The organism is Bartonella sp. MF74HXZ (assembly GCF_042194445.1).
GTDB classification, from domain to species: Bacteria; Pseudomonadota; Alphaproteobacteria; order Rhizobiales; family Rhizobiaceae; genus Bartonella; species Bartonella grahamii.
Map to the genome: position 1 here is coordinate 21731 of NZ_JBHIMW010000004.1, position 20028 is coordinate 41758.

Sequence of the window (20028 nt, forward strand, 5' to 3'; positions counted from 1 at the left end):
ACATGGATGGGAAAAATTTAGCATTATTCACTGTTCTATTTTAGAAAATGTTTTGTTCGTTAAGTGGAGCATGCTTTATATAACATTAAAGGATGAAGTTTTACGGCACAACGTATCATGAATAAATTTCCCTTGTATTTTTATAGCTATACAAAATACAAAGCGCGATAACTTTAGGATTTTAACCTAAAAATAGGCGTGGAAGTGGAGTGTATATCTGTTAACAAACAAGATAAAAAAGAAGAAAATTTAAACGAAAAACAGCTTATATCTAAAAAAACGAACGGGTATACGAGGCGGGTTGGTCTCTATAGTTTTTCTTTTCCTTTTGTTTATTCGTGGCCCTGTTTTTTGCTCACAAATTGTATGGCAAAGGGAGGGGCGTTGGTATTGGTAACGTTTGGTTTTAAGATTCTTTATGGCTTTATGCGACGGAGATATAGGTTTTTACGAAGCTCCAGTTTTGTAGGGAGAACGAGATGAATACACTTATGGGCTCATGTTGCTGGGAATGTTAATTGCTGTATTCATTATTATGTGTATTGGTGTAGCTGGTTATTGGTTTTATGATATACTTTAATTGCGTTTAGCACCTCCTGAATATGCGCTTAAACTATTTTCAATAGATAAATATCAAAAAAAGCTCACCAAAATAATAAAGCAAATCTCTACATTCTTGTAAGTGATTACATGATATTTATCAGGGATGTGGGAAGAGCAGATTCTACACTTTTGTTGATAAGTAAAACTTTATTCATTTGTTTTGCTTAGTACATATTCCATTATAAATATCGGTTCATTCAGTAAATCGAGTTATCTAAAGTCTTTTGGGTGGAACAATAGGCATTGACCAATTTGGCTAGACTCGATAATTGAAAGTATTTTGAGTTGGGTGGAAGCATGACGCTGCAATCGCTTTTACAGACATATCGTGACGAAGCGCGTACCGAACGAGACAAAGGTACATATTTTGAGCGTTTTGCTCTTGCTTATCTGACACATGATCCTCTTCAGTCTGGATGTTATGAAAAGGTTCAAACCTTTAAAGATTGGGCTCGTGAAAATGGTTGGGATGGTCATGATACTGGTATCGATCTTGTGGCAAAGATTCGTAATGAAGAGGGTTTTGCAGCAATCCAATGTAAATTTTATGATGCAGCATATCGGATTAGAAAAGCAGATATTGATAGTTTTATTTCGGCATCAGGGAAAGCTCCATTCAAGCGGCGTGTTATTATAGATAGTACTGAAAGTGCTTGGAGTGATAACGCTGAAACAATGATACGGGGGCAGGATATTCCTGTTATACGGATTAATCTTTCCGATATACAACAAAGTCCGATCCGTTGGGAAACTTTTGCAGCCCAGGGCAAAATTGTGTTGGAGGATAAAAAGAAAATCCGTCCACATCAGCAGGATGCGTTGCGTGATGTGCGTGCTGGGCTTGCTCAAGCAGATCGGGGTAAGCTTATTATGGCTTGTGGTACTGGTAAGACATTTACCAGTCTTAAAATTGCTGAGGATTTAGCGGGTGAAGGCAAGTTTGTTCTGTTTCTTGTTCCTTCCTTGGCACTGATGTCACAGACGGTCCGTGAATGGACAACGGATGCAGAAATCGGATTGAGATCCTTTGCTGTCTGTTCAGATACACAAGTGGGAAAGCGTCGTAAAAATAGTGATGATGTTGCTGAAATTGATGTGTTTGATCTTGCTTTTCCGGCGACAACAGATGCTGCTAAACTTGCAGAACAGGCGGGTAAGAGTGTTGCAGATAGGATGACCGTTGTGTTTGCAACCTATCAATCCATTCAGGTAGTTGCGGATGCTCAGAAAAAGTATGGTTTGCCAACATTTGATCTTATCATTTGTGATGAAGCGCACCGTACAACAGGGGCAACGCTGGTTGGAGAGGATGAATCCAATTTTGTTAAGGTGCATTCTAATGATGTTATTCGTGCCAAGAAGCGCCTTTATATGACAGCGACACCACGTATTTTTGGTGATAACGCAAAAAGTCGCGCGAATGAAGTTAATGCCGTTCTTGCTTCGATGGATGATGAAAAGCTTTTTGGTAAAACACTTTTTTATCGGGGGTTTTCTTGGGCAGTACAAAATGATCTTTTAACGGATTATAAGGTTATTGTCTTAGCAATGGATGAAAAATTGGTCAGTTCCGCTGTTCAGAAGCGTCTTAGTGATAACAAGTCTTCACTTGTTCTTGATGATGCAACGAAGATTATTGGTTGTTATAAGGCGCTGACAAAACAAGATCTGAAGGCTGATGTTGGTGCTGATCCACACCCCATGCGTCGTGCTTTGGCGTTTTGCAAGACTATTGAAAGTTCTGAACTGGTGCGTGATGAATTTTCTGCGGTTGTTAGAGAATATCTTGATTATACGAAAGAGGATACGGAAAAAGAGCATTTTCTGAAGTGTGAAATTGAGCATGTTGATGGCACTTTCAATGCGAAGGATCGTGGTGCATTACTTGATTGGCTGAAAGCTGATAGTGGTGAGGATGTTTGTCGTATTTTGACCAATGCACGGTGTTTGTCTGAGGGGGTGGATGTTCCGGCTCTGGATGCGATCATGTTTTTAAATCCACGTAAGAGCCAGATTGATGTTGTGCAAGCGGTTGGGCGGGTGATGCGTCGGTCTGAGGGCAAAAAGATGGGGTATGTCATTTTGCCAATTGGTATTCCCTCTGGGATTCCAGTGGAACAGGCTTTGAACAACAATGATAAATATCGGGTTGTTTGGCAAATTTTAAATGCTTTGCGTGCGCATGATGATCGTTTTGATGCGACGATTAATAAGGCATCGCTGAGCCAAGATATTAGCAATGTGATTGAGATTATTGGTGTCACACAGAGCACTGAGTTACAGGCTGTTACAGCTGTTGTAGACAATCTTCCACTACGCTCACAGCCTGCACGACCGGGAATTGGAGCACCGGAATATGATTTAACTCGTACAGATCAGCTAAACAAGGAGTTTTCTTTCCCGGTGGATGAAATTTCTCGTGCGATTTTGGCAAAGATCGTCAAGAAATGTGGGACACGTGATTATTGGGAAGATTGGGCGAGCAACATTGCTGAAATTGCTAAGAATCATATTACGCGTTTAACAGGTATTCTAGCAGAGCCAAATACTGAGGCGCGTCAAGCCTTTGACAGGTTTGTGGCAGAACTGCGTGATGATTTAAATGATGCTGTTACAGAAGCTGATGCGATTGAGATGTTGGCACAGCATATTATCACGCGTCCTGTCTTTCAGGTGTTGTTTGAAGGGTATCAGTTCACACGTGAGAATCCTGTCTCGCGTGCTATGCAGCGTATGCTTGATGTGCTTGATGAGGCAAACCTTGATAAGGAATCTAAAGATCTTGAAAAATTTTATGCAAGTGTAAAATTACGCGCCAGTGGCATTACGGATCCAAAAGCAAAACAGAGGTTGATTGTAGAGCTTTATGATAAGTTTTTTCGTTATGCTTTTCCACGTACTGTAGAAAAACTAGGCATTGTTTATACCCCCGTTGAGGTTGTGGATTTTATTTTGCACTCTGTCAATGATGTCTTAGAGCAAGAATTTGGGCAAATGCTTGGCTCATCGGGTGTGCACATCATGGATCCCTTTACTGGAACGGGAACTTTTATCACGCGGCTTTTACAATCGGGTCTGATAAAACCAGAGGAGATGAAGCATAAATTTTGTCATGAAATTCATGCCAATGAAATTGTGCTTTTAGCCTATTATATTGCAGCCATTAATATTGAAACGACCTATCATGGTCTTATGGGGGGAGATTATGTTCCCTTTGAGGGAATTTGTTTAACTGATACATTCCAGCTTTATGAGCAAGAAAAGGACCTGATCAGTGATTTGCTGGTGGATAACAGCACACGTCGATCACGCCAGAAGGAACTGGATATTCGTGTTATTGTTGGCAACCCTCCTTATTCTTCGGGGCAAAAAAGTGAAAACGACAATGCGAAAAATATTGGCTATCCTAAATTGGATCGTCGCATTCGTGAAACTTATGCTGCTCAATCCAAAGCGAGTAATGTTAATGGACTTTATGACAGTTATATTCGTGCTATTCGCTGGGCAAGTGATCGCATAAAAGACTGTGGTGTTATTGGTTTTGTGACAAATTCAGGTTTTATCAATGGATATTCTACGAGTGGATTACGAAAAGAATTGAATGAAGAATTTTCAAGCATTTATGTTCTCAATTTGCGTGGTGATATTCGCAAAAATATGATGAGCAAAGGACGTGCTCAAGAAGGGCAAAATGTTTTCGGCAGTGGAAGCATGACGGGAATTGCTGTGACACTATTTATTAAAAATCCAAATGTCATGGAGCATTGCAAAATTCACTATTACGATATTGGTGATAATTTCACGACAAAAGAGAAATTATCTCAACTTCAGCGGTTGAATAGTGTTGGTGGGATCAAGCGTGCACAAGGCTGGCAGATGATTACACCAGATGAGCATGGTGATTGGTTGGATCAGCGCAACAGTGATTTTGAAAAATTTCTGGCCTTAGGTGATAAGAAGGGCAGTGATAAAAAACTCTTTGAAACGTTTTCTCGTGGCATACAAACTGGTCGTGATGCTTGGGCATATAATTTCAGTTGTGAAACTTTAGCCAATAATATGAGCAAGATGATTGCTTTTTATAACGGTGAAGTAGAGCGTTTTAATAATGCTTATGCACATTCTGATCGTAAAACACGTATAGGTGCTGTAGACGATTTTGTTAACACGGATGCCAAAAAGATCAGTTGGAGTCGTGCACTTAAACAACAGTTAGCTAAAGGAAAGGTTTTTGAACTTAAAGAGACATGTCTTATTCAGAGCTCATACCGTCCTTTTACACGACAGTGGCTCTATTATAATCGTGCTTTTAATGAAATGATTTACCAAATGTCGCGTATATTTCCATTAGAAAAAGCGGTTGAAAATAGGGTAATACAAATTACAGGAGTTGGAGCAAGTAGTGGTTTTTCTGTTCTGATGACTAATTATTTATCCAATCTTCATACAATGGATACTGGTCAGTGTTTTCCACGGTATGTTTATGAGGATGCTGAGTCCTTGAAAAATAAGGAGGGGGATCAGGTTCATTTGTTTGCAAATTTTGCAGAGGAAAGCAAAGAAACTGGTTTGCAGCGGCGTGATGCACTCACGGATGAAGGGTTGGTATATTTTAAGGCTGCCTATCCTAGTGAAATGATTACAAAGGATGATTTGTTTTATTATGTTTATGGGATTTTGCATTCTGAAGATTACCGTGCTCGTTATGCGCATAATTTGTCTAAACAATTGCCACGTATCCCAACAGTTAAAAAGGTAGAGGATTTTTGGGCTTTTGTAACAGCGGGGCGAAAACTTGGTGATTTGCATATGAATTATGAAGAGGTTGAGCCCTATCCTGTTACCTATAAACAGGGTGATCCAAGAACTTGGATGATTTCTGATGAGAAGAGCTTCTATCGTGTTGAAGCGATGAAATTTGCTGGTAAGCGTGGTGCTATTGATAAAAGCACAGTGATTTATAATGCGCATATCACGATGCAGAATATTCCTCTTGAAGCTTATGATTATGTGGTCAATGGCCGGTCTGCTCTTGAATGGGTTATGGAGCGCCAGATTGTCAAAACGGATAAAGCGAGCGGTCTTGTGAATGATGCTAATCGCTATGCTGTTGAAACGGTGGGTAATCCGGCCTATCCTCTGGAATTGTTTCAGCGGGTTATTACAGTAAGCTTGGAAACAATGAAAATTGTTCGCAGTCTTCCAAAATTGGAAGTGAGAGAAACTGAAAAGGTTAAGTTATCCATTGTGCGGTAAAACAGCGCTGTGTTGTAACAAACTGGCACTATCACACACCTTGCCAGCTCGTGGGTATTGCGACAGCTCTTGGCACTTGAGACAAGTCCATAAGAGGCATGTCTTTTTTGTACAGTTTTACGCCACGCAAGCTCTCTTCCCTTGTGATGTACAAGTCCTTTGTGATGTGCAAGCAAATGGTTTTGATTGATTCAACAGAGAATATATTTAAAATGAGAGAATCTGATGATATTGAGAGCTCTCATTCAAGTTGTAGCGTATAAACTTTCCTTATAAATCAATGTGTTGCATGTGATAAAACATCTTAGGTAGTAGACGGATAAAATGATGACGCATGCGCTTTAGCGACCGTGATGAATAGCTTTAAGCAGAGCTTGTTCGTTGAGTCTTATGTGAGTAAACCATATAAATGGGGAAGCTGAGAGGGACCTGCCCAGAGAAGTAGGATTGTTTACAAACCGTTGCTGATGGGAATCATCGTCCTTTGAGATGTTGGGAGGAAATCACAACTCTCATGAAATCTGTCCTTTGAGCAGGGATGATTGGAAGTGAGCAGGGAGAACGCGTTAGACAAGAAGCTGGATTGTTATTGTTTACAGATCGCTAGAGTTTAAAAATTTTCGTTCTTTTTTGGGGAGGCAGCCAAACAAAAAGTGTTTTTAGTGGGAAATGATTTCAAAAAAGATTGCGATAAAGAACGTGGGATGTTCGTGGTGGTGTGCGTTTTGAGCTTATTCCTATCTGTGATCTAAAATGCTCTTATGAAGATGCTTTGTTGAATGAAGAGATTGTTACTAATATATTGGTTTATAATGATAGTTTAACCTTCACTCTGTTGAATGAGAAATCTAAGTATCATAAATTTTCTTATTTTAAATCTATTAAAATTACTTCTTTGTATGCCATACGAGGTTGGTATGCTCGTGTTTAAAAAAGGCGTAAAGCATGTCTCTTACCAATCATCCCAAGTGGCGTAAGAGCTATCGTAATATTGGGGGCGGTAAAATATAGGATGGGGTAATTTGCATTTTTTATGAAGCGTAAAGAGGGTGGTATAAATAGATCTCTATAACAAGTCGGGAGATCTTATAGTTGTCTGGGCGCTCTATTTACAAGAGCTTATATATTGAGATGGCATGTACAGATCCCGTGCTGTGAGATATGTTTGGGATGTGAGAAATGTCTTTGGGTGAATGTGCAATACAGTGATACGTGTATGGGGTATTCTGTGTTATATGAGGGTAGCTCTGTCGAGCTTTTATAGAGGCAACCTCGTGTGGAAGGCTATGGAAAGAACGGTATGAAGCGGTTCGTGGGTGGCAAGGTTTTTAAAAAAGTCAGAAGGATAAAGATTAGAATGCGGTTCTGATATAGACTTGGAGCGTTTTAATATATTGGAATATGAGAATGCGGATTTGATTGATCTGTTGTATTGCGCTTTCAGCATTGCTCTTTTTAACAGGATAAGCAATGAAATGGATATCAGGCATTAAATACTTAAGTTCTCGCATTGAGCGCCACATATGGTAATCATGGGTGACGATATAAAGGGTTTTATAGTGGTGTTTTTTGATCCAAGCAGCACTTTCTTTGGCGTTCCCTCTGGTGTTAATCGCTTGATGCCCAATGTCAATACAACAGGAGACAAGCCGTGGGGTAATATGCCTGTTATGCATGAAACCTTTCAGATTGGTTGTGGCGTTTACGCCACTGATAAGGAGTCGTGAACCAAGCCCCTTTTGTAAGAGATGAAGTCCTGTCTCTATTCGGTTTTCTCCGCCTGTCAGTACAATGATAGCATCAGCTTTGGGGAGAGGCTTTGGGGGAGAAAGTCGTTCAGTTTTTTCAGAAAAAACAATAAAACCGCCCCAGAAAATGAAAACAATGATTGCAAGAGTAAGTGTTGTCGGTGGAAAATAGCGAAATAAAAAGCACACAGACCAACGATAGTGGGGTCGTTTTGGAAGAGGACGTTCTAAATTGTTTTGCCTTAACGAGTTGGAATGGTAGGAGTGGTAAGTCATAAAATTAAAATAAACCATTTTCACATTGATCGATTTTTTTCAGTTGCGCTAAAATAGTCATGCGGTTTGTAAGAGTGGTAAGAAAAGAAACGAAAATAATAAGAAAAATGATTTTTCCGTAAGGAACGGAACTTATGGAAATATGTCCAAACAAAGCTGTTACTTGGCTAGCTTCCACTCTTCCCAAGTTATAATTCGTCCAGAGACAAAAGGCTAAAAACAGAAATATGCTTGTGAGACCACCATATAAAGCACCACGCAGTGCAGTTTTAAAAAAATGCCAGTCAAATTGGCGGGCAATGAAAATAGTTTCAGTACCAAGAAAATATAAGACATTGATAATATGCGCATTTTCTGCCAATGCATTGCGGGTGGTAAAAATGATGGTAAGAATAAGAGAGCCTAGAACCAATGCTAAAATTGAAAAACCAATGAAAACAGTGGTGTGTGCCATGGTTGCAAAACGATGGACCCAAACACGGTGATCATCAAATTGACCTCCTGGAATTTGGGTTTTAATGGCGTGATTAATGGCTGCAAAATTGATTTTTTCATCCTCTTTCAGGGTCACAATGATAAGGCGGGGAAGGGGTAGTTCATTGACATTAAAGCCTGTTCCAAGCCATGGTTCCAGTAACTTTTCGGTAGCTTTTTGGTCAACAATTTTTGCATCTTGTACACCAGAAAATGTTTTAACCAATTGTACGGCATCACGGAGTGCTTTGTTGATATCAACATTGTCTATGGGGCGTATTTGTATTGTTGCTTCATAGCTAATCTGATTACTCCAATTTTGGGCGGCACGTTGGACTAAATCAACACCGATTAAGGTGAGGCTTGAAAGAAACGTCATAATAGCAATCACGGCAACCAATGCTTTTCCAGAAATATTGCCACTGGGAATAATCGCTGTTGTATTTTTTTTATTGCTTGTAAAAATGGGGAAAGACTTATTCATGAATCGTCATCCGTCCGTTATGGAGAAGCATACGTCGTGCTGCAACTTGTTCCATTAAGGCAATATCATGGGTAGCAATGATAACAGCTGTTCCAAAACGATTTAATTCAATAAACAAACGCAGTAGGCGTTTTGCTAAGGGCGGATCGACATTTCCAGTAGGTTCATCGGCAAGTAGAATTTCAGGTTGATCAATGAGCGCGCGTGCAATGGCTACCCTTTGTTTTTCTCCGCCGGAAAGAACTGGTGGTAAAACATGAATATGATCTCCAAGGCCTACCCAACAGAGAAGATCTTCCACTTCACTGCGATAGGTTGCTTCTTCTTGTCCTTTAATGCGTAAAGGTAAGGAGACATTTTCATAAGTGGTCATGTGGTCGAGTAAACGAAAATCTTGAAAAACAACACCGATACGTTGTCGCAGCGCAGGGAGCTCTTGGCGTTTGAGTAACGCTGTGTCTGTTCCAAATAAATCAATATGACCGCGGGTGGGTTTGAGTGCCAAAAACATAAGACGCATCAACGACGTTTTCCCTGCTCCAGAGGCGCCAGTGAGAAATTGAAATGATCCAGGAGGAATATGAAAGCTAATATCACGAAGGACCTCAGGTCCCATTCCATAGCGTAGACCGACATTTTCAAAATGAATCACTTTTTATTATTACTCCTGATTTTATATTGCATCATTTATTCTAAGAACTCTTACTTTCATTGCTTTAGATTTTTGTTGTAAGCTTGGTTATTTTAGATTTCATGGTTTTCAATATTTTTTATACACCCTCGTTATAGATAAATATTTTTGCTCAAAAATATTATCACTTATACTTTCTCTTTTTAGCTTTATTTATGATTTTAGCAGGAATTTCAAAGTGATTCTAGCATAAACATCAGAACTATTTTTCCTTCTTTCTCAGAGGCTTTTTTGCATTGAGGGGGTACTGGGCAATTTTAAAAAGCTATGTTGCTCTTTTTATCTCACTTTCTTATTCTTATCTGTATTCATATTCCAATCTTGACATCTTCCAACCTTGAAGTTTTTTCTTCAATTGTTTCTTATTTGTTATGAAGAAAGGCGTTTGTTGTTAGAGTTGTTGAGCTTCCCATGAATTGTTTTGTTTTTTATTCTCATCGGTGGTTTTCGTAACAATGCTAGGATAATTTTAGCAGAAAAACAAAAACCACCGTATGTTATATTTCTTCGTGGGTTCTTTAATTTTGTCGGTTAGCAATCAGATCTTCAACAACTTGTGGTTCGGCAAGAGTTGAGATATCTCCGAGAGTATCAAAATCGTTTTCGGCGATTTTTCGTAAAATACGTCTCATAATTTTTCCTGATCGCGTTTTAGGAAGCTGTGGGGCAAATTGAATTTTATCCAATATGGCAATGGAGCCTATTTCTTGTCTTACATGTTTAATAAGCTCTTTTTGCAACTCTTCATTTGGAGCTGTCCCTTCCATTAAGGTGATAAAACTATAAATTCCTTGTCCTTTAATGGGATGCGGGTAACCCACAATGGCTGCTTCTGATACAGCGGGATGAGAAACAAGGACTGATTCAATTTCAGCAGTTCCTAACCTGTGCCCCGAGACATTGAGAATGTCATCAACCCGCCCTGTAATCCAGTAATAGCCGTCACTATCGCGCCTACAACCATCGCCTGTAAAATATCTTCCTTTATAAGAGGAAAAATAAGTTTGAATAAAGCGCTCATGATCTTTATAAAGCGTGCGCATTTGTCCTGGCCATGAATCACTGATACAAAGATTGCCTTCTGCTTCACCTTCTAAAATATTGCCTTGGGCATCAACAATTTGGGGTTGAACACCAAAAAAAGGACGTGTGGCTGATCCTGCTTTGAGGGGGGTTGCACCAGGCAAGGGTGTGATCATATGCCCTCCTGTTTCCGTTTGCCACCATGTATCGAGAATCGGACAACGGTCATTTCCAACTGTATGATAAAACCATTCCCATGCTTCTGGGTTAATCGGTTCTCCTACCGTGCCTAAAAGACGCAACGATGTTCTGTTTGAGTGTTCAACAAACGAATTTCCTGCTCCCATTAAGGCGCGGATAGCTGTTGGTGCGGTATAGAGTGTATTGACTTGATGCTTGTCGACAATTTGCCAAAATCTTCCTTTGTCAGGAAAGGTTGGTGTGCCTTCAAACATTAAAGTAGTCGCACCATTGCATAAAGGTCCATAAACCAAGTAAGAATGACCGGTAATCCAACCAATATCAGCTGTACACCAGTAAACTTCATCGGGGTGGTAATCAAAAACGTATTGATGTGTTATCGCGGCATAAACAAGATAGCCCGCTGTGGTATGCAAAACGCCTTTGGGGGTGCCGGTGGAGCCTGAAGTATAAAGAATAAAAAGTGGATCTTCAGCGTTCATTGGTTCTGGTGGGCAATCTGTTTTGGCATGAGTTATCTCTTCGTGGTACCAAAAATCACGCCCCTCTATCCATTGAATGGGTCCACAAGTCCGCCGTATAACCATGACTTGGTCTACATGCACGTTTTGGCGTGCTGCTATCTCAATAGCATGATCAACATTGTCTTTTAAGTTGATCCGTTTGCCGCCACGCAAGCCGTGATCAGCGGTAATGATGAAGGTTGATTCGCAGTCAACAAGGCGTCCTGCTATTGCCTCTGCAGAAAAGCCAGCAAAGATAACCGAATGAACAGCACCAATGCGGGCACACGCGAGCATAGCATAGGCTGCTTCGGGTATCATGGGAAGATAAATGGTTACTTTATCGCCTTTCTTAATGCCACGACTTTTCAAAAGATTAGCAAAACGACAAACATGTTCATAAAGCTCGTTATAGGTTATTTTTTTATCATGATAAGGATTATCCCCCTCCCAAATCAGCGCAATGTGATTTCCATGGGTTTTCAGGTGGCGATCAATGCAATTATAGGCAACATTTGTTATCCCATCTTCGTACCATTTTATGGAGACATCTCCGTTAAAAGAAGTGTTTTTTACTTTTGTAAAAGGTTTAAACCATTCAATGCATTGACCATGTTTGGCCCAGAAGCTTTCTGGATCATTGATGCTTTCTCGATACCATTGTTGATAAGTTTTCTCATCGAGTAAAGTATTTTTTTTGATCTCTTCTGATACTGGATAGATTTTTTCAGTCATACTTCCCTCTTTTTATTTTTTAGAAAAATCAGCCATTGTATTTTTATATTTGTGGCAGAGTCGTCCCTAAAGCTTTTCATTGTGAGGTTAGACTAAATGACAAAGATTGGAATAGTCAATTTTTAAAATCTGATGTGATGATATTAAAGAGGGTATTCTATGCTTTTAGGATACTCAAATGTGGCAAAGCCTATTGCGGTATAGAGCTTTTTATAAACGCATAAAGATATTTTAAAGATGTCTATTATAAAATATTCCTTACAAGTTGATATAAACCAACATCGTTAAATAAAAGACTCATAAGAAAGAATGTACAGTTTATTAATAATGACTTTTTTAGAAAATCTTCCCAATTGTAATAAATAAATTTATAATAAAAAATATATATTAAACCAGAAAAAAACGTTGCTATAAGCGATTCAATAATTTTATGAGTAAAATCTGTGATTATAAATGATAATTTCTCATTAATAGTATCGTTGCTACTTTATTCAGCGTGCTTAGGACTCATCCAATAAATATTAATATAAACCAAAGTATTTACATAAACTATCAGAAAAAATGAACAGAATTACTGTATATAATGTTGATTTTATAGATACTTTCCAACTGTAACCACCAATTTTTTTAAAACCAATAGCATATATAGGGATGAATACAATGAGAATGCAAAACAGTCTTATGATTTCATAAAGAATATTCATTATAACAAAATCCTGATTATAAGATGTGATTCACAATAGATATCTCCGAAAACTATTTTATCCACAGATGTAGATATTTAATTTTGGTATATTCTTTCAAATATACTTACAAAACTATTAATTTCAGAGATATCTTTAAGCTATTCTCTATAAATTAGAACCAACACTCACGAGCTTTTTCTATAAGTCCCCAAGTAGCGCCTCCTATGTATCCCAATGACAAAGCTCCCATTCCACCTGTAAATGCACTCACTGGTCCCCCATTTATACCACCTTGAATTGAACCAACTACTCCTGTCGGAACTCCTACTTCAAAGCCTTTTGCATTCATGTGAGATATAAAATCATTAGGACTACATGCATTAGTAGGTCTTGAATTGTGCGAATGACCAAAAGAATGCTTTGTCGCCATATGACCGAATGTGTTGAATGAACCAAACATATTAATTCTTCTTAATTAGCTATATTAAAATAGTATTATAATGATACATTTCAAATTGGTGTCATGCATTTTAGAGAACTGTAAAATATAAATTTTAAAAATGGCAATAAAATACTGTATAAATAATAACTATATTATGTATATATGAAATATTATTCTTTATAATATAACAATATTATTTGCAATATTTTAAAATATAAGAAATAGCACCATATTTTTCCTTAATTAAAGTTTAAATTTAGAAAAATTGCGTATATGAAAAAAATTGGTGTTTTTCTCTTTGTTTATGAGAACGATAAAGAAATATCGTTATTGGGATCGATCTCATTGCCATTGTTTTGCCTGCATGTATTATGTGCATATGAATGGGATTCGTTCTTTTATTTTTCAGGCGAATATTGACCGTATGTTACGCTTTGTAGAGCATAGAAAGTCTTTATGCTATCGTTGGACCTTATAGATTGCTATTCATGTTGTTTAGCGCGGCTTTTGGTGCTCTATTGGGCAATTGAGATGTTTATTTTGCTCAAGTGACTTACATGAAAGAGTTTTGTTACTGTATTATGCAGTCATAAGCCTCTTTTTGCCTGCTTTACGCCATTGGCATGTGGGGAAATTGTTTACGCGTGTTGGAGAAGTTTAAGAGAATTCATGATTTTTAATGGAAATCATTGCGATAATCGTATTGAATATTCTTTTGCAATTATTTATTTCGCGATAGTTTTTGATTCATGCGCAACGCCTCTCTTATCATTTTGCCTTTATATAAGGATTTATTTTTTACGTTGCTTTTGCTGGAGAGGCGGTCAGAGGGGAGGTGAAGTAGAGCCAATGTGCGAGAATATGAGAGCCAAATTGCAATGCTATCTTAAATCTATTGTACGTGTTGTGGATGTGCCGGTGAGAATTTTGAGAAGACCAGCTTTTTTGCTTATTTTGCTAACAGGATGAAAGAGGGACTGGAATCTTTTTTGCTAGAATTGCTCTTATTGATATTGAAGGAAATATTTTTTCTCATTTCTGCTGTTTTTGGCTTGTTCGTAGAATTTTCAATGGGAATTTATATGAGGGGAAATTGCTTTACACAGGGCGTTTTCCAAATAAAGCAGAGCCAATGCGAAGGACGTTAGAGCCAAACTGTAGAGCGGTTTTGAAGTCACTGGACATACCCATGGAAAGCTTTGGAAGATCTGCTTGTTTTGCTAATTTTGCTAAGAGCGCGAAATAGGGTCCGGGGTTTTCATCGACAGGGGGGATACCCATAAGACCGATGATATCAAGTCCATAGTTGTTTTTGCATTGGTTGACAAAAGGGATTACTTCTTGCGGTGCAACACCACTTTTTTGCGGTTCTAAGCCAATGTTAACCTGAACATAGCAAGGAAGATGCCTTTTTTGTTTTTGCATTTCTTCGGATAAAATTTTGGCTATTTTTTCACGATCAACCGTTTGAATGACATCAAAAATTTTGATAGCTTCGGCGGCTTTATTTGATTGTAGGGGACCGATGAGATGAAGTTTAATATTTTCAAATTGTTGACGTAAAGCAGGCCATTTTTGTGCTGCTTCTTGTACGCGGTTTTCTGCAAACAAAGATTGGCCTGCTTGTAAAAGGGGACGTATATCAGTGGCAGAAACAGTTTTTGAAACAGCGATAAGTTCAATTTCTTCTACAGGGCGTTGTAGCTCTTGGCATGTTTCAGCAATGTCTTTTTGAAGGTTTTGCCATGCTTCAATGGAAGGGGCATCGAGGGGCGTTTGTGTATTCATATTTTTGTGCTTTACCTTTTTTGTTCAAGAGTTGGTTGTTTTTTTAAAAGTTTTATAAAATACTTAGGAAAAAATTTCACGAAAATGTTGACGATGAGGTTAATCCATGGTCAAGCATAATAAAACAAGTTTTTGGTTCTGTTTTATTAAAAGAGTATAATGGGAATGACGATTGGACATTATAATATAGGCGAACGCTATAATCCACGTGCGAGAGAAAAAAAATGGCAAGAAATTTGGGATGAAAAGAAAATTTTTCAGACTGTTCAAGAAGATGCTCGTGAAAAATATTATGTTTTAGAAATGTTTCCTTATCCGTCAGGCCGCATTCACATGGGGCATGTGCGCAATTATGCCATGGGGGATGTGGTGGCACGCTATAAAAGGGCAAAGGGTTTTAATGTGCTTCATCCTATGGGCTGGGATGCTTTTGGTATGCCGGCTGAAAATGCTGCTCTGCAAAGTAAAGTGCATCCTAAAACTTGGACCTATCAGAATATTGCTGTGATGCGCGGGCAATTAAAGCAATTAGGGCTCTCACTAGATTGGACACGTGAATTTGCGACTTGTGATGTGGAATATTACCATCGTCAACAAATGTTGTTCCTTGATTTCTATCAAAAGGGTTTGGTTGCGCGTAAAGTGGCTAAGGTGAATTGGGATCCTGTTGACCACACCGTTTTGGCAAATGAGCAGGTTGTTGATGGGCGGGGATGGCGTTCTGGTGCGTTGGTGGAACAGCGTGAATTGACGCAGTGGTTTTTCAAAATTAGCGACTTTAGTGAAGAGCTCTTGGCTGGGCTTGAAGAGCTGGAGCAGTGGCCTGAAAAAGTTCGCACTATGCAAAAAAATTGGATTGGAAAATCGCAAGGTTTACTGATTCGTTGGGCTTTAAAGGCAACAAGTGGTGTTGATGATGCACGTGGTGTTGATGATGTTTGTGAGACATTTAATGAGGTTGTTTGTTATTCAACACGTCCTGATACACTTTTTGGCGCCTCTTTTTTAGCTCTGTCTGTTGACCATCCCATTGCACAAGCTTTGGCAAAGAAAGATAAAGCGTTGAGTGCTTTTATCGAAAACTGTCGGTGTGGTGGAACGACAACGGCAGCACTTGAAACAGCTGAAAAACAAGGATTTCTCACGCCTCTTTTGGCAGTTCATCCTTTTGATTCAACAGTACATATTCCTGTTTATATCGCGAATTTTGTGCTCATGGATTATGGAACAGGGGTTGTTTTTGGTTGTCCGGCTCATGATCAGAGAGATTTCGATTTTGCGCGTAAATATGATCTTCCAATAAAACCGGTGGTTTTACCAAAAGGAGAGCAAGCAGAAGATTTTGTCATTGCTGACACACCTTATACGGGTGATGGTGTGATGATTAACTCCAGCTTTTTGGATGGTTTGACACCTCAACAAGCTTTTGAAGAAGCAGCCAAAAGGCTTGAGAAACAAATGCTCAATGGGCAACCGCAAGGGAAAAAAACAGTGCAATTTCGTTTGCGTGATTGGGGGATTTCGCGGCAACGTTATTGGGGGTGCCCCATTCCGATGATCCATTGTACATCTTGCGGAGTGATTCCTGTGCCGCGTACTGATTTACCGGTTGTGTTGCCTGATGATGTTACTTTTGATCAGCCTGGAAATCCTCTTGCACGACATGAAACATGGCAGAATGTTACTTGTCCTTCCTGTGGTCAACCTGCCAAACGTGAAACCGATACCATGGATACATTTGTTGACTCTTCTTGGTATTATGCACGCTTTACGGCTCCTTTTGCGCAGGAACCTGTCGACAAACAAGCAATCTCTGAATGGTTGCCTGTGCAACAATATATTGGTGGAATTGAGCATGCCATTCTTCATCTTCTCTATGCACGCTTTTTTATGCGTGCCATGAAATTGATTGGTCATGTGACTGTTGATGAGCCTTTTAAGGGGCTTTTTACCCAGGGTATGGTGGTTCATGAAACCTATCGGGATGATCAAGGGTGGGTTTCTCCAGCAGAAATTTCCATTGTTGAAAAGGATGGAAAACGACAGGCTTATAAATTGACTGATCAAAGTGAAGTGATGATTGGTTCGATTGAAAAAATGTCGAAATCCAAAAAGAATGTCGTTGATCCTGATGATATTATCGCATCCTATGGCGCTGATACTGTGCGTTGGTTTGTGTTGTCAGATTCTCCCCCTGATCGGGATGTCATCTGGACAGAATCTGGTGTTGAAGGAGCTCATCGCTTTGTACAGCGTGTTTGGCGTTGTGTGGCTTTGAGCGCTTCTGTTTTAAAGGATGTGGCGCCTTGTGCAGGGCATCAGGGGGCAGCTTTGGAACTCTCAAAGGTTGCACATCGTACGCTTTGCGCTGTAGAAGATGATTTGGAAAAATTTGCTTTTAATCGGGCTATTGCACGCCTTTATGAATTCTTGAATATTATGGCACCGTTGCTCAACAAGATAGCAAGTGTTGACGATGAAATGAAAGCTTCTTTACGTCAAGCCATGGATTTTTTTCTTGCCATGATTGCACCGATGATGCCTCATTTAGCAGAAGAATGTCATGCTGCTTTAGGGGGAAAAACTTTAATGTCTGCGCTTGCTTGGCCTGTTTATGACAGCGCGTTAACCGTTGCGGAATGCTATACTTTGCCAGTACAAATTAATGGTAAAAAACGCGGTGAGGTGAGCGTTGCAGCAACAGCAAATGAAACGATGATTAAAGAAGCGGTTTTGGCTTTAGATTTTGTAAAGGCACAGCTGGTTGAAAAGCCTGTGAAAAAAATCATTATTGTTCCACAAAGGATTGTGAATGTCGTTTTTTAAAAGTTTTATTCTTGTCGTTTTAGCTGGCGTATTCACACTGTTGTGTGGATGCAAAGTTGAACCGCTTTATCGTCAAGAATTGCAGAGTGCAATGACAATGAATTCTGCTTCTTATGGGGATTCTGCTTCTTATGGGAAGCCTGTTTCTGGGCAAGCTTCTTTGGGGCTTGCGCAAAAGCTTGCTTCTATTGTTGTGGAAGAGCCTTCGGATCGTTTTGGTCAAATGGTGCGCAATCATCTGCTGTTTCTTTTGTATGGAAATGGTGGTAAACCTTCTCTACCTGCTTATCGATTGGCATTGCAGATATCTGTATCTACAAGAGAATCTATGCAGATAGAGGTTGATTTCGAGAAAAAACGAAAAGGACGACCTTCTGTTGGAACTGTTATGAGCAGAGCTTCTTATACTTTGCAGGATATGAAAAATACTCTTGTTGCAAAAGGAACAGCAATGATGAGTGCATCTTTTGACCGACTTCGTCAAGAATATGCAACGATGCAAGCAGAAGAAGATGCAAAAAAACGGGTTGCTGAAGAGTTGGCTGAACAGATTTTTTTGTTACTTTCAAAAGATCTTTCCAATAAAAATTCTAGATATTAAGCAATATTTTGTCCTGTTTTTTTCCAGTCGTTGAGAAATATTTGCAACCCTTTATCAGTGAGAGGGTGTTTGACCAGTGCTTTTAATATTGCTGGTGGAACTGTTGCAACGTCAGCACCACTGAGTGCTGCTTCTTTGACATGATTAACGGTGCGGATTGAAGCGGCCAAGATTTGTGTTTCAAAGTTATAGTTATCATAAATTGTGCGAATTTCATGAAGCAGTTCACTTCCATCATTTCCGCAATCATCCAGTCTACCAATAAAAGGCGAAACAAATGTTGCGCCTGCTTTGGCTGCAAGTAAGGCTTGATTGGCAGAAAAGCAAAGTGTAAGATTTGTTTTTAGTCCTTCTTTTGTGAGGGCTTTACAGGCTTTTAATCCATCGAGTGTTAAAGGAAGCTTGATACAAATATTGTCGGCAATCTTTGCTAAAACAGCCGCTTCTTTCATGATGCTTTCAAATTCCGTTGCTGCAACTTCAGCAGAAACAGGTCCGCTAATGAGAGCACAAATTTCTTTTGTGACATCAAGAATATTGCGTCCTGATTTTAGGATAAGAGAGGGATTGGTGGTGACACCATCTACAAGGCTTAAATTCTGTAACTCTTGGATTTCTTCGATATTGGCGCTATCCACAAAAAACTTCATATCTAACCTCTTCTTTTTAGCTTTTATCCTATTTTTTGTTATGCGCTATTGTTGACTGCAAAAGCAAGAGAAAGAATTACTCTTTGTGTAAAGAACAAGAATGCTATGATGTTAACCATGTACCCGTTTTCGGTAAAGAAATATTACTTATTGTTTCCATACCCATTTTATATCGTTGCTCGTAATAAGGCATAGGGCTTATTGTGTACCAACATTTTTGCGTATTGGAATCTTTGCGTAGCGGTATTTTTATACTTATGAAAATAAGCTAGCATTATCACACACTTTGCTCATTTCCTATTTGCGATTGCTCTTGATATTTGAGAGTGCATCATAAGATACCTCCTTTTTTCAGGGGGGTACGTTTAACCTCATTTTTGATAGAAGTGAATGGATTTATTTTATCGTAAAACACCATTGAAGAAGGCATGTAAATTTTACACATGAAGTGTTTTTTTATGGTCAATACATTGATTTATTCTGTGTTACCCATTCTTCAACAATACGCTTTTGTGCTACTTGTATTGTTGCTTGATTCTCAATCAAGCTGAAAGATGTACGCATGTGTTTCCACGTTTTGGCACAAAGCCAAGGTGAATATTGTAACGGTTCCATTTGCGATATTATTCTCCCTGTAATTAAAACCATGGGAGACTCTCTCATTAATAAGGATTTACAAATGTTCTTCGATGGGGTTGAAATGAGAAAAATTCATCGTATTGAGGGTTTTATTACAATAGGTAAAATGATGATTATATCTTTATAAATCAGTTTGTTGAAGATAAATTGAGATATGAGGCGGTAAAAAAATAAACGTGTGTGTTGGGAAGAAGTCATACTATGGGATCGCTTTGTTGAAGGATGCACTTACGATATCATGTTGAATGCTTATAGTGATGAGCTTTATTTGCACAGAAGAATGGCGCTGGTTTTTTTGCTATAGAGTTTTTTATTATAGACGATGAGATTGGTTCTTTTATTGGCACTTTGGTGATGAAATGAATATTAAAAAGAATTTTTGTGAGAAAAGTGTTGTGATAG

11 protein-coding genes are annotated in these 20028 nt (G+C 38.9%); 4 read left to right on the plus strand and 7 right to left on the minus strand.

The window, feature by feature from the left end; genetic code table 11:
• The first annotated feature begins 900 nt into the window (after positions 1-900).
• Positions 901-5859, plus strand: coding sequence for a DEAD/DEAH box helicase (locus ACFIJ8_RS04285; protein ID WP_375629309.1), 4959 nt, complete (start codon positions 901-903; stop codon positions 5857-5859).
• A 1352-nt stretch (positions 5860-7211) separates the two neighbouring features.
• On the opposite strand, the gene ACFIJ8_RS04290 is transcribed toward ACFIJ8_RS04285, so the two are convergent.
• From ACFIJ8_RS04290 to ACFIJ8_RS04315, 6 genes are all read right to left on the minus strand, one after another.
• On the minus strand, positions 7212-7901 hold the full coding sequence (locus ACFIJ8_RS04290) for a YdcF family protein (RefSeq protein WP_273787644.1): 690 nt from the start codon (positions 7899-7901) through the stop codon (positions 7212-7214).
• Positions 7888-8841, minus strand: coding sequence for an ABC transporter permease (locus tag ACFIJ8_RS04295; protein WP_273787645.1), 954 nt, complete (start codon positions 8839-8841; stop codon positions 7888-7890). The genes ACFIJ8_RS04290 and ACFIJ8_RS04295 overlap by 14 nt, the downstream gene beginning before the upstream one ends.
• Complete coding sequence (gene ftsE, locus ACFIJ8_RS04300) at positions 8834-9493, minus strand: cell division ATP-binding protein FtsE (protein ID WP_273723097.1); 660 nt, start codon at positions 9491-9493, stop codon at positions 8834-8836. Before ftsE ends, ACFIJ8_RS04295 begins: the two co-directional genes overlap by 8 nt.
• 557 nt (positions 9494-10050) lie before the next feature.
• Entirely contained in the window at positions 10051-11994 is a 1944-nt protein-coding gene (acs, locus tag ACFIJ8_RS04305) for an acetate--CoA ligase (RefSeq protein WP_375639081.1), read from the minus strand.
• 858 nt (positions 11995-12852) lie between these two features.
• Positions 12853-13140, minus strand: a complete 288-nt coding sequence (locus tag ACFIJ8_RS04310; protein ID WP_375639082.1) for a hypothetical protein — start codon at positions 13138-13140, stop codon at positions 12853-12855.
• A gap of 1080 nt (positions 13141-14220) precedes the next feature.
• Entirely contained in the window at positions 14221-14910 is a 690-nt protein-coding gene (locus ACFIJ8_RS04315; RefSeq protein ID WP_375639083.1) for a YggS family pyridoxal phosphate-dependent enzyme, read from the minus strand.
• Between the two features lie 165 nt (positions 14911-15075).
• On the opposite strand from ACFIJ8_RS04315, the gene leuS reads away from it, so the two are divergent.
• Both leuS and lptE read left to right on the plus strand, forming a co-directional pair.
• The gene (gene leuS, locus ACFIJ8_RS04320) at positions 15076-17736 is read left to right on the plus strand and encodes a leucine--tRNA ligase (protein WP_375639165.1); all 2661 of its coding nucleotides are present in this window, start codon (positions 15076-15078) and stop codon (positions 17734-17736) included.
• Positions 17723-18337, plus strand: coding sequence for an LPS assembly lipoprotein LptE (gene lptE, locus ACFIJ8_RS04325; RefSeq protein ID WP_375639084.1), 615 nt, complete (start codon positions 17723-17725; stop codon positions 18335-18337). Before leuS ends, lptE begins: the two co-directional genes overlap by 14 nt.
• Here lptE and fsa read toward each other — a convergent pair.
• Positions 18334-18987: a fructose-6-phosphate aldolase gene (gene fsa, locus ACFIJ8_RS04330; protein WP_273787650.1), complete on the minus strand. Its 654-nt coding sequence runs from the start codon at positions 18985-18987 to the stop codon at positions 18334-18336. The two genes, lptE and fsa, sit on opposite strands and share 4 nt — an antisense overlap.
• A gap of 562 nt (positions 18988-19549) precedes the next feature.
• On the opposite strand from fsa, the gene ACFIJ8_RS04335 reads away from it, so the two are divergent.
• Positions 19550-19753, plus strand: a complete 204-nt coding sequence (locus ACFIJ8_RS04335) for a hypothetical protein (RefSeq protein WP_375639085.1) — start codon at positions 19550-19552, stop codon at positions 19751-19753.
• Positions 19754-20028 lie beyond the last annotated feature (275 nt).

Coding starts and splice junctions, on each gene's coding strand:
- ACFIJ8_RS04285 (WP_375629309.1), top strand. CDS start 901: ATGACGCTGCAATCGCTTTTACAGACATATCGTGACGAAGCGCGTACC.
- ACFIJ8_RS04290 (WP_273787644.1), bottom strand. CDS start 7,901: ATGGTTTATTTTAATTTTATGACTTACCACTCCTACCATTCCAACTCG.
- ACFIJ8_RS04295 (WP_273787645.1), bottom strand. CDS start 8,841: ATGAATAAGTCTTTCCCCATTTTTACAAGCAATAAAAAAAATACAACA.
- acs (WP_375639081.1), bottom strand. CDS start 11,994: ATGACTGAAAAAATCTATCCAGTATCAGAAGAGATCAAAAAAAATACT.
- ACFIJ8_RS04310 (WP_375639082.1), bottom strand. CDS start 13,140: ATGTTTGGTTCATTCAACACATTCGGTCATATGGCGACAAAGCATTCT.
- ACFIJ8_RS04315 (WP_375639083.1), bottom strand. CDS start 14,910: ATGAATACACAAACGCCCCTCGATGCCCCTTCCATTGAAGCATGGCAA.
- leuS (WP_375639165.1), top strand. CDS start 15,076: ATGACGATTGGACATTATAATATAGGCGAACGCTATAATCCACGTGCG.
- lptE (WP_375639084.1), top strand. CDS start 17,723: ATGTCGTTTTTTAAAAGTTTTATTCTTGTCGTTTTAGCTGGCGTATTC.
- fsa (WP_273787650.1), bottom strand. CDS start 18,987: ATGAAGTTTTTTGTGGATAGCGCCAATATCGAAGAAATCCAAGAGTTA.
- ACFIJ8_RS04335 (WP_375639085.1), top strand. CDS start 19,550: ATGTGTTTCCACGTTTTGGCACAAAGCCAAGGTGAATATTGTAACGGT.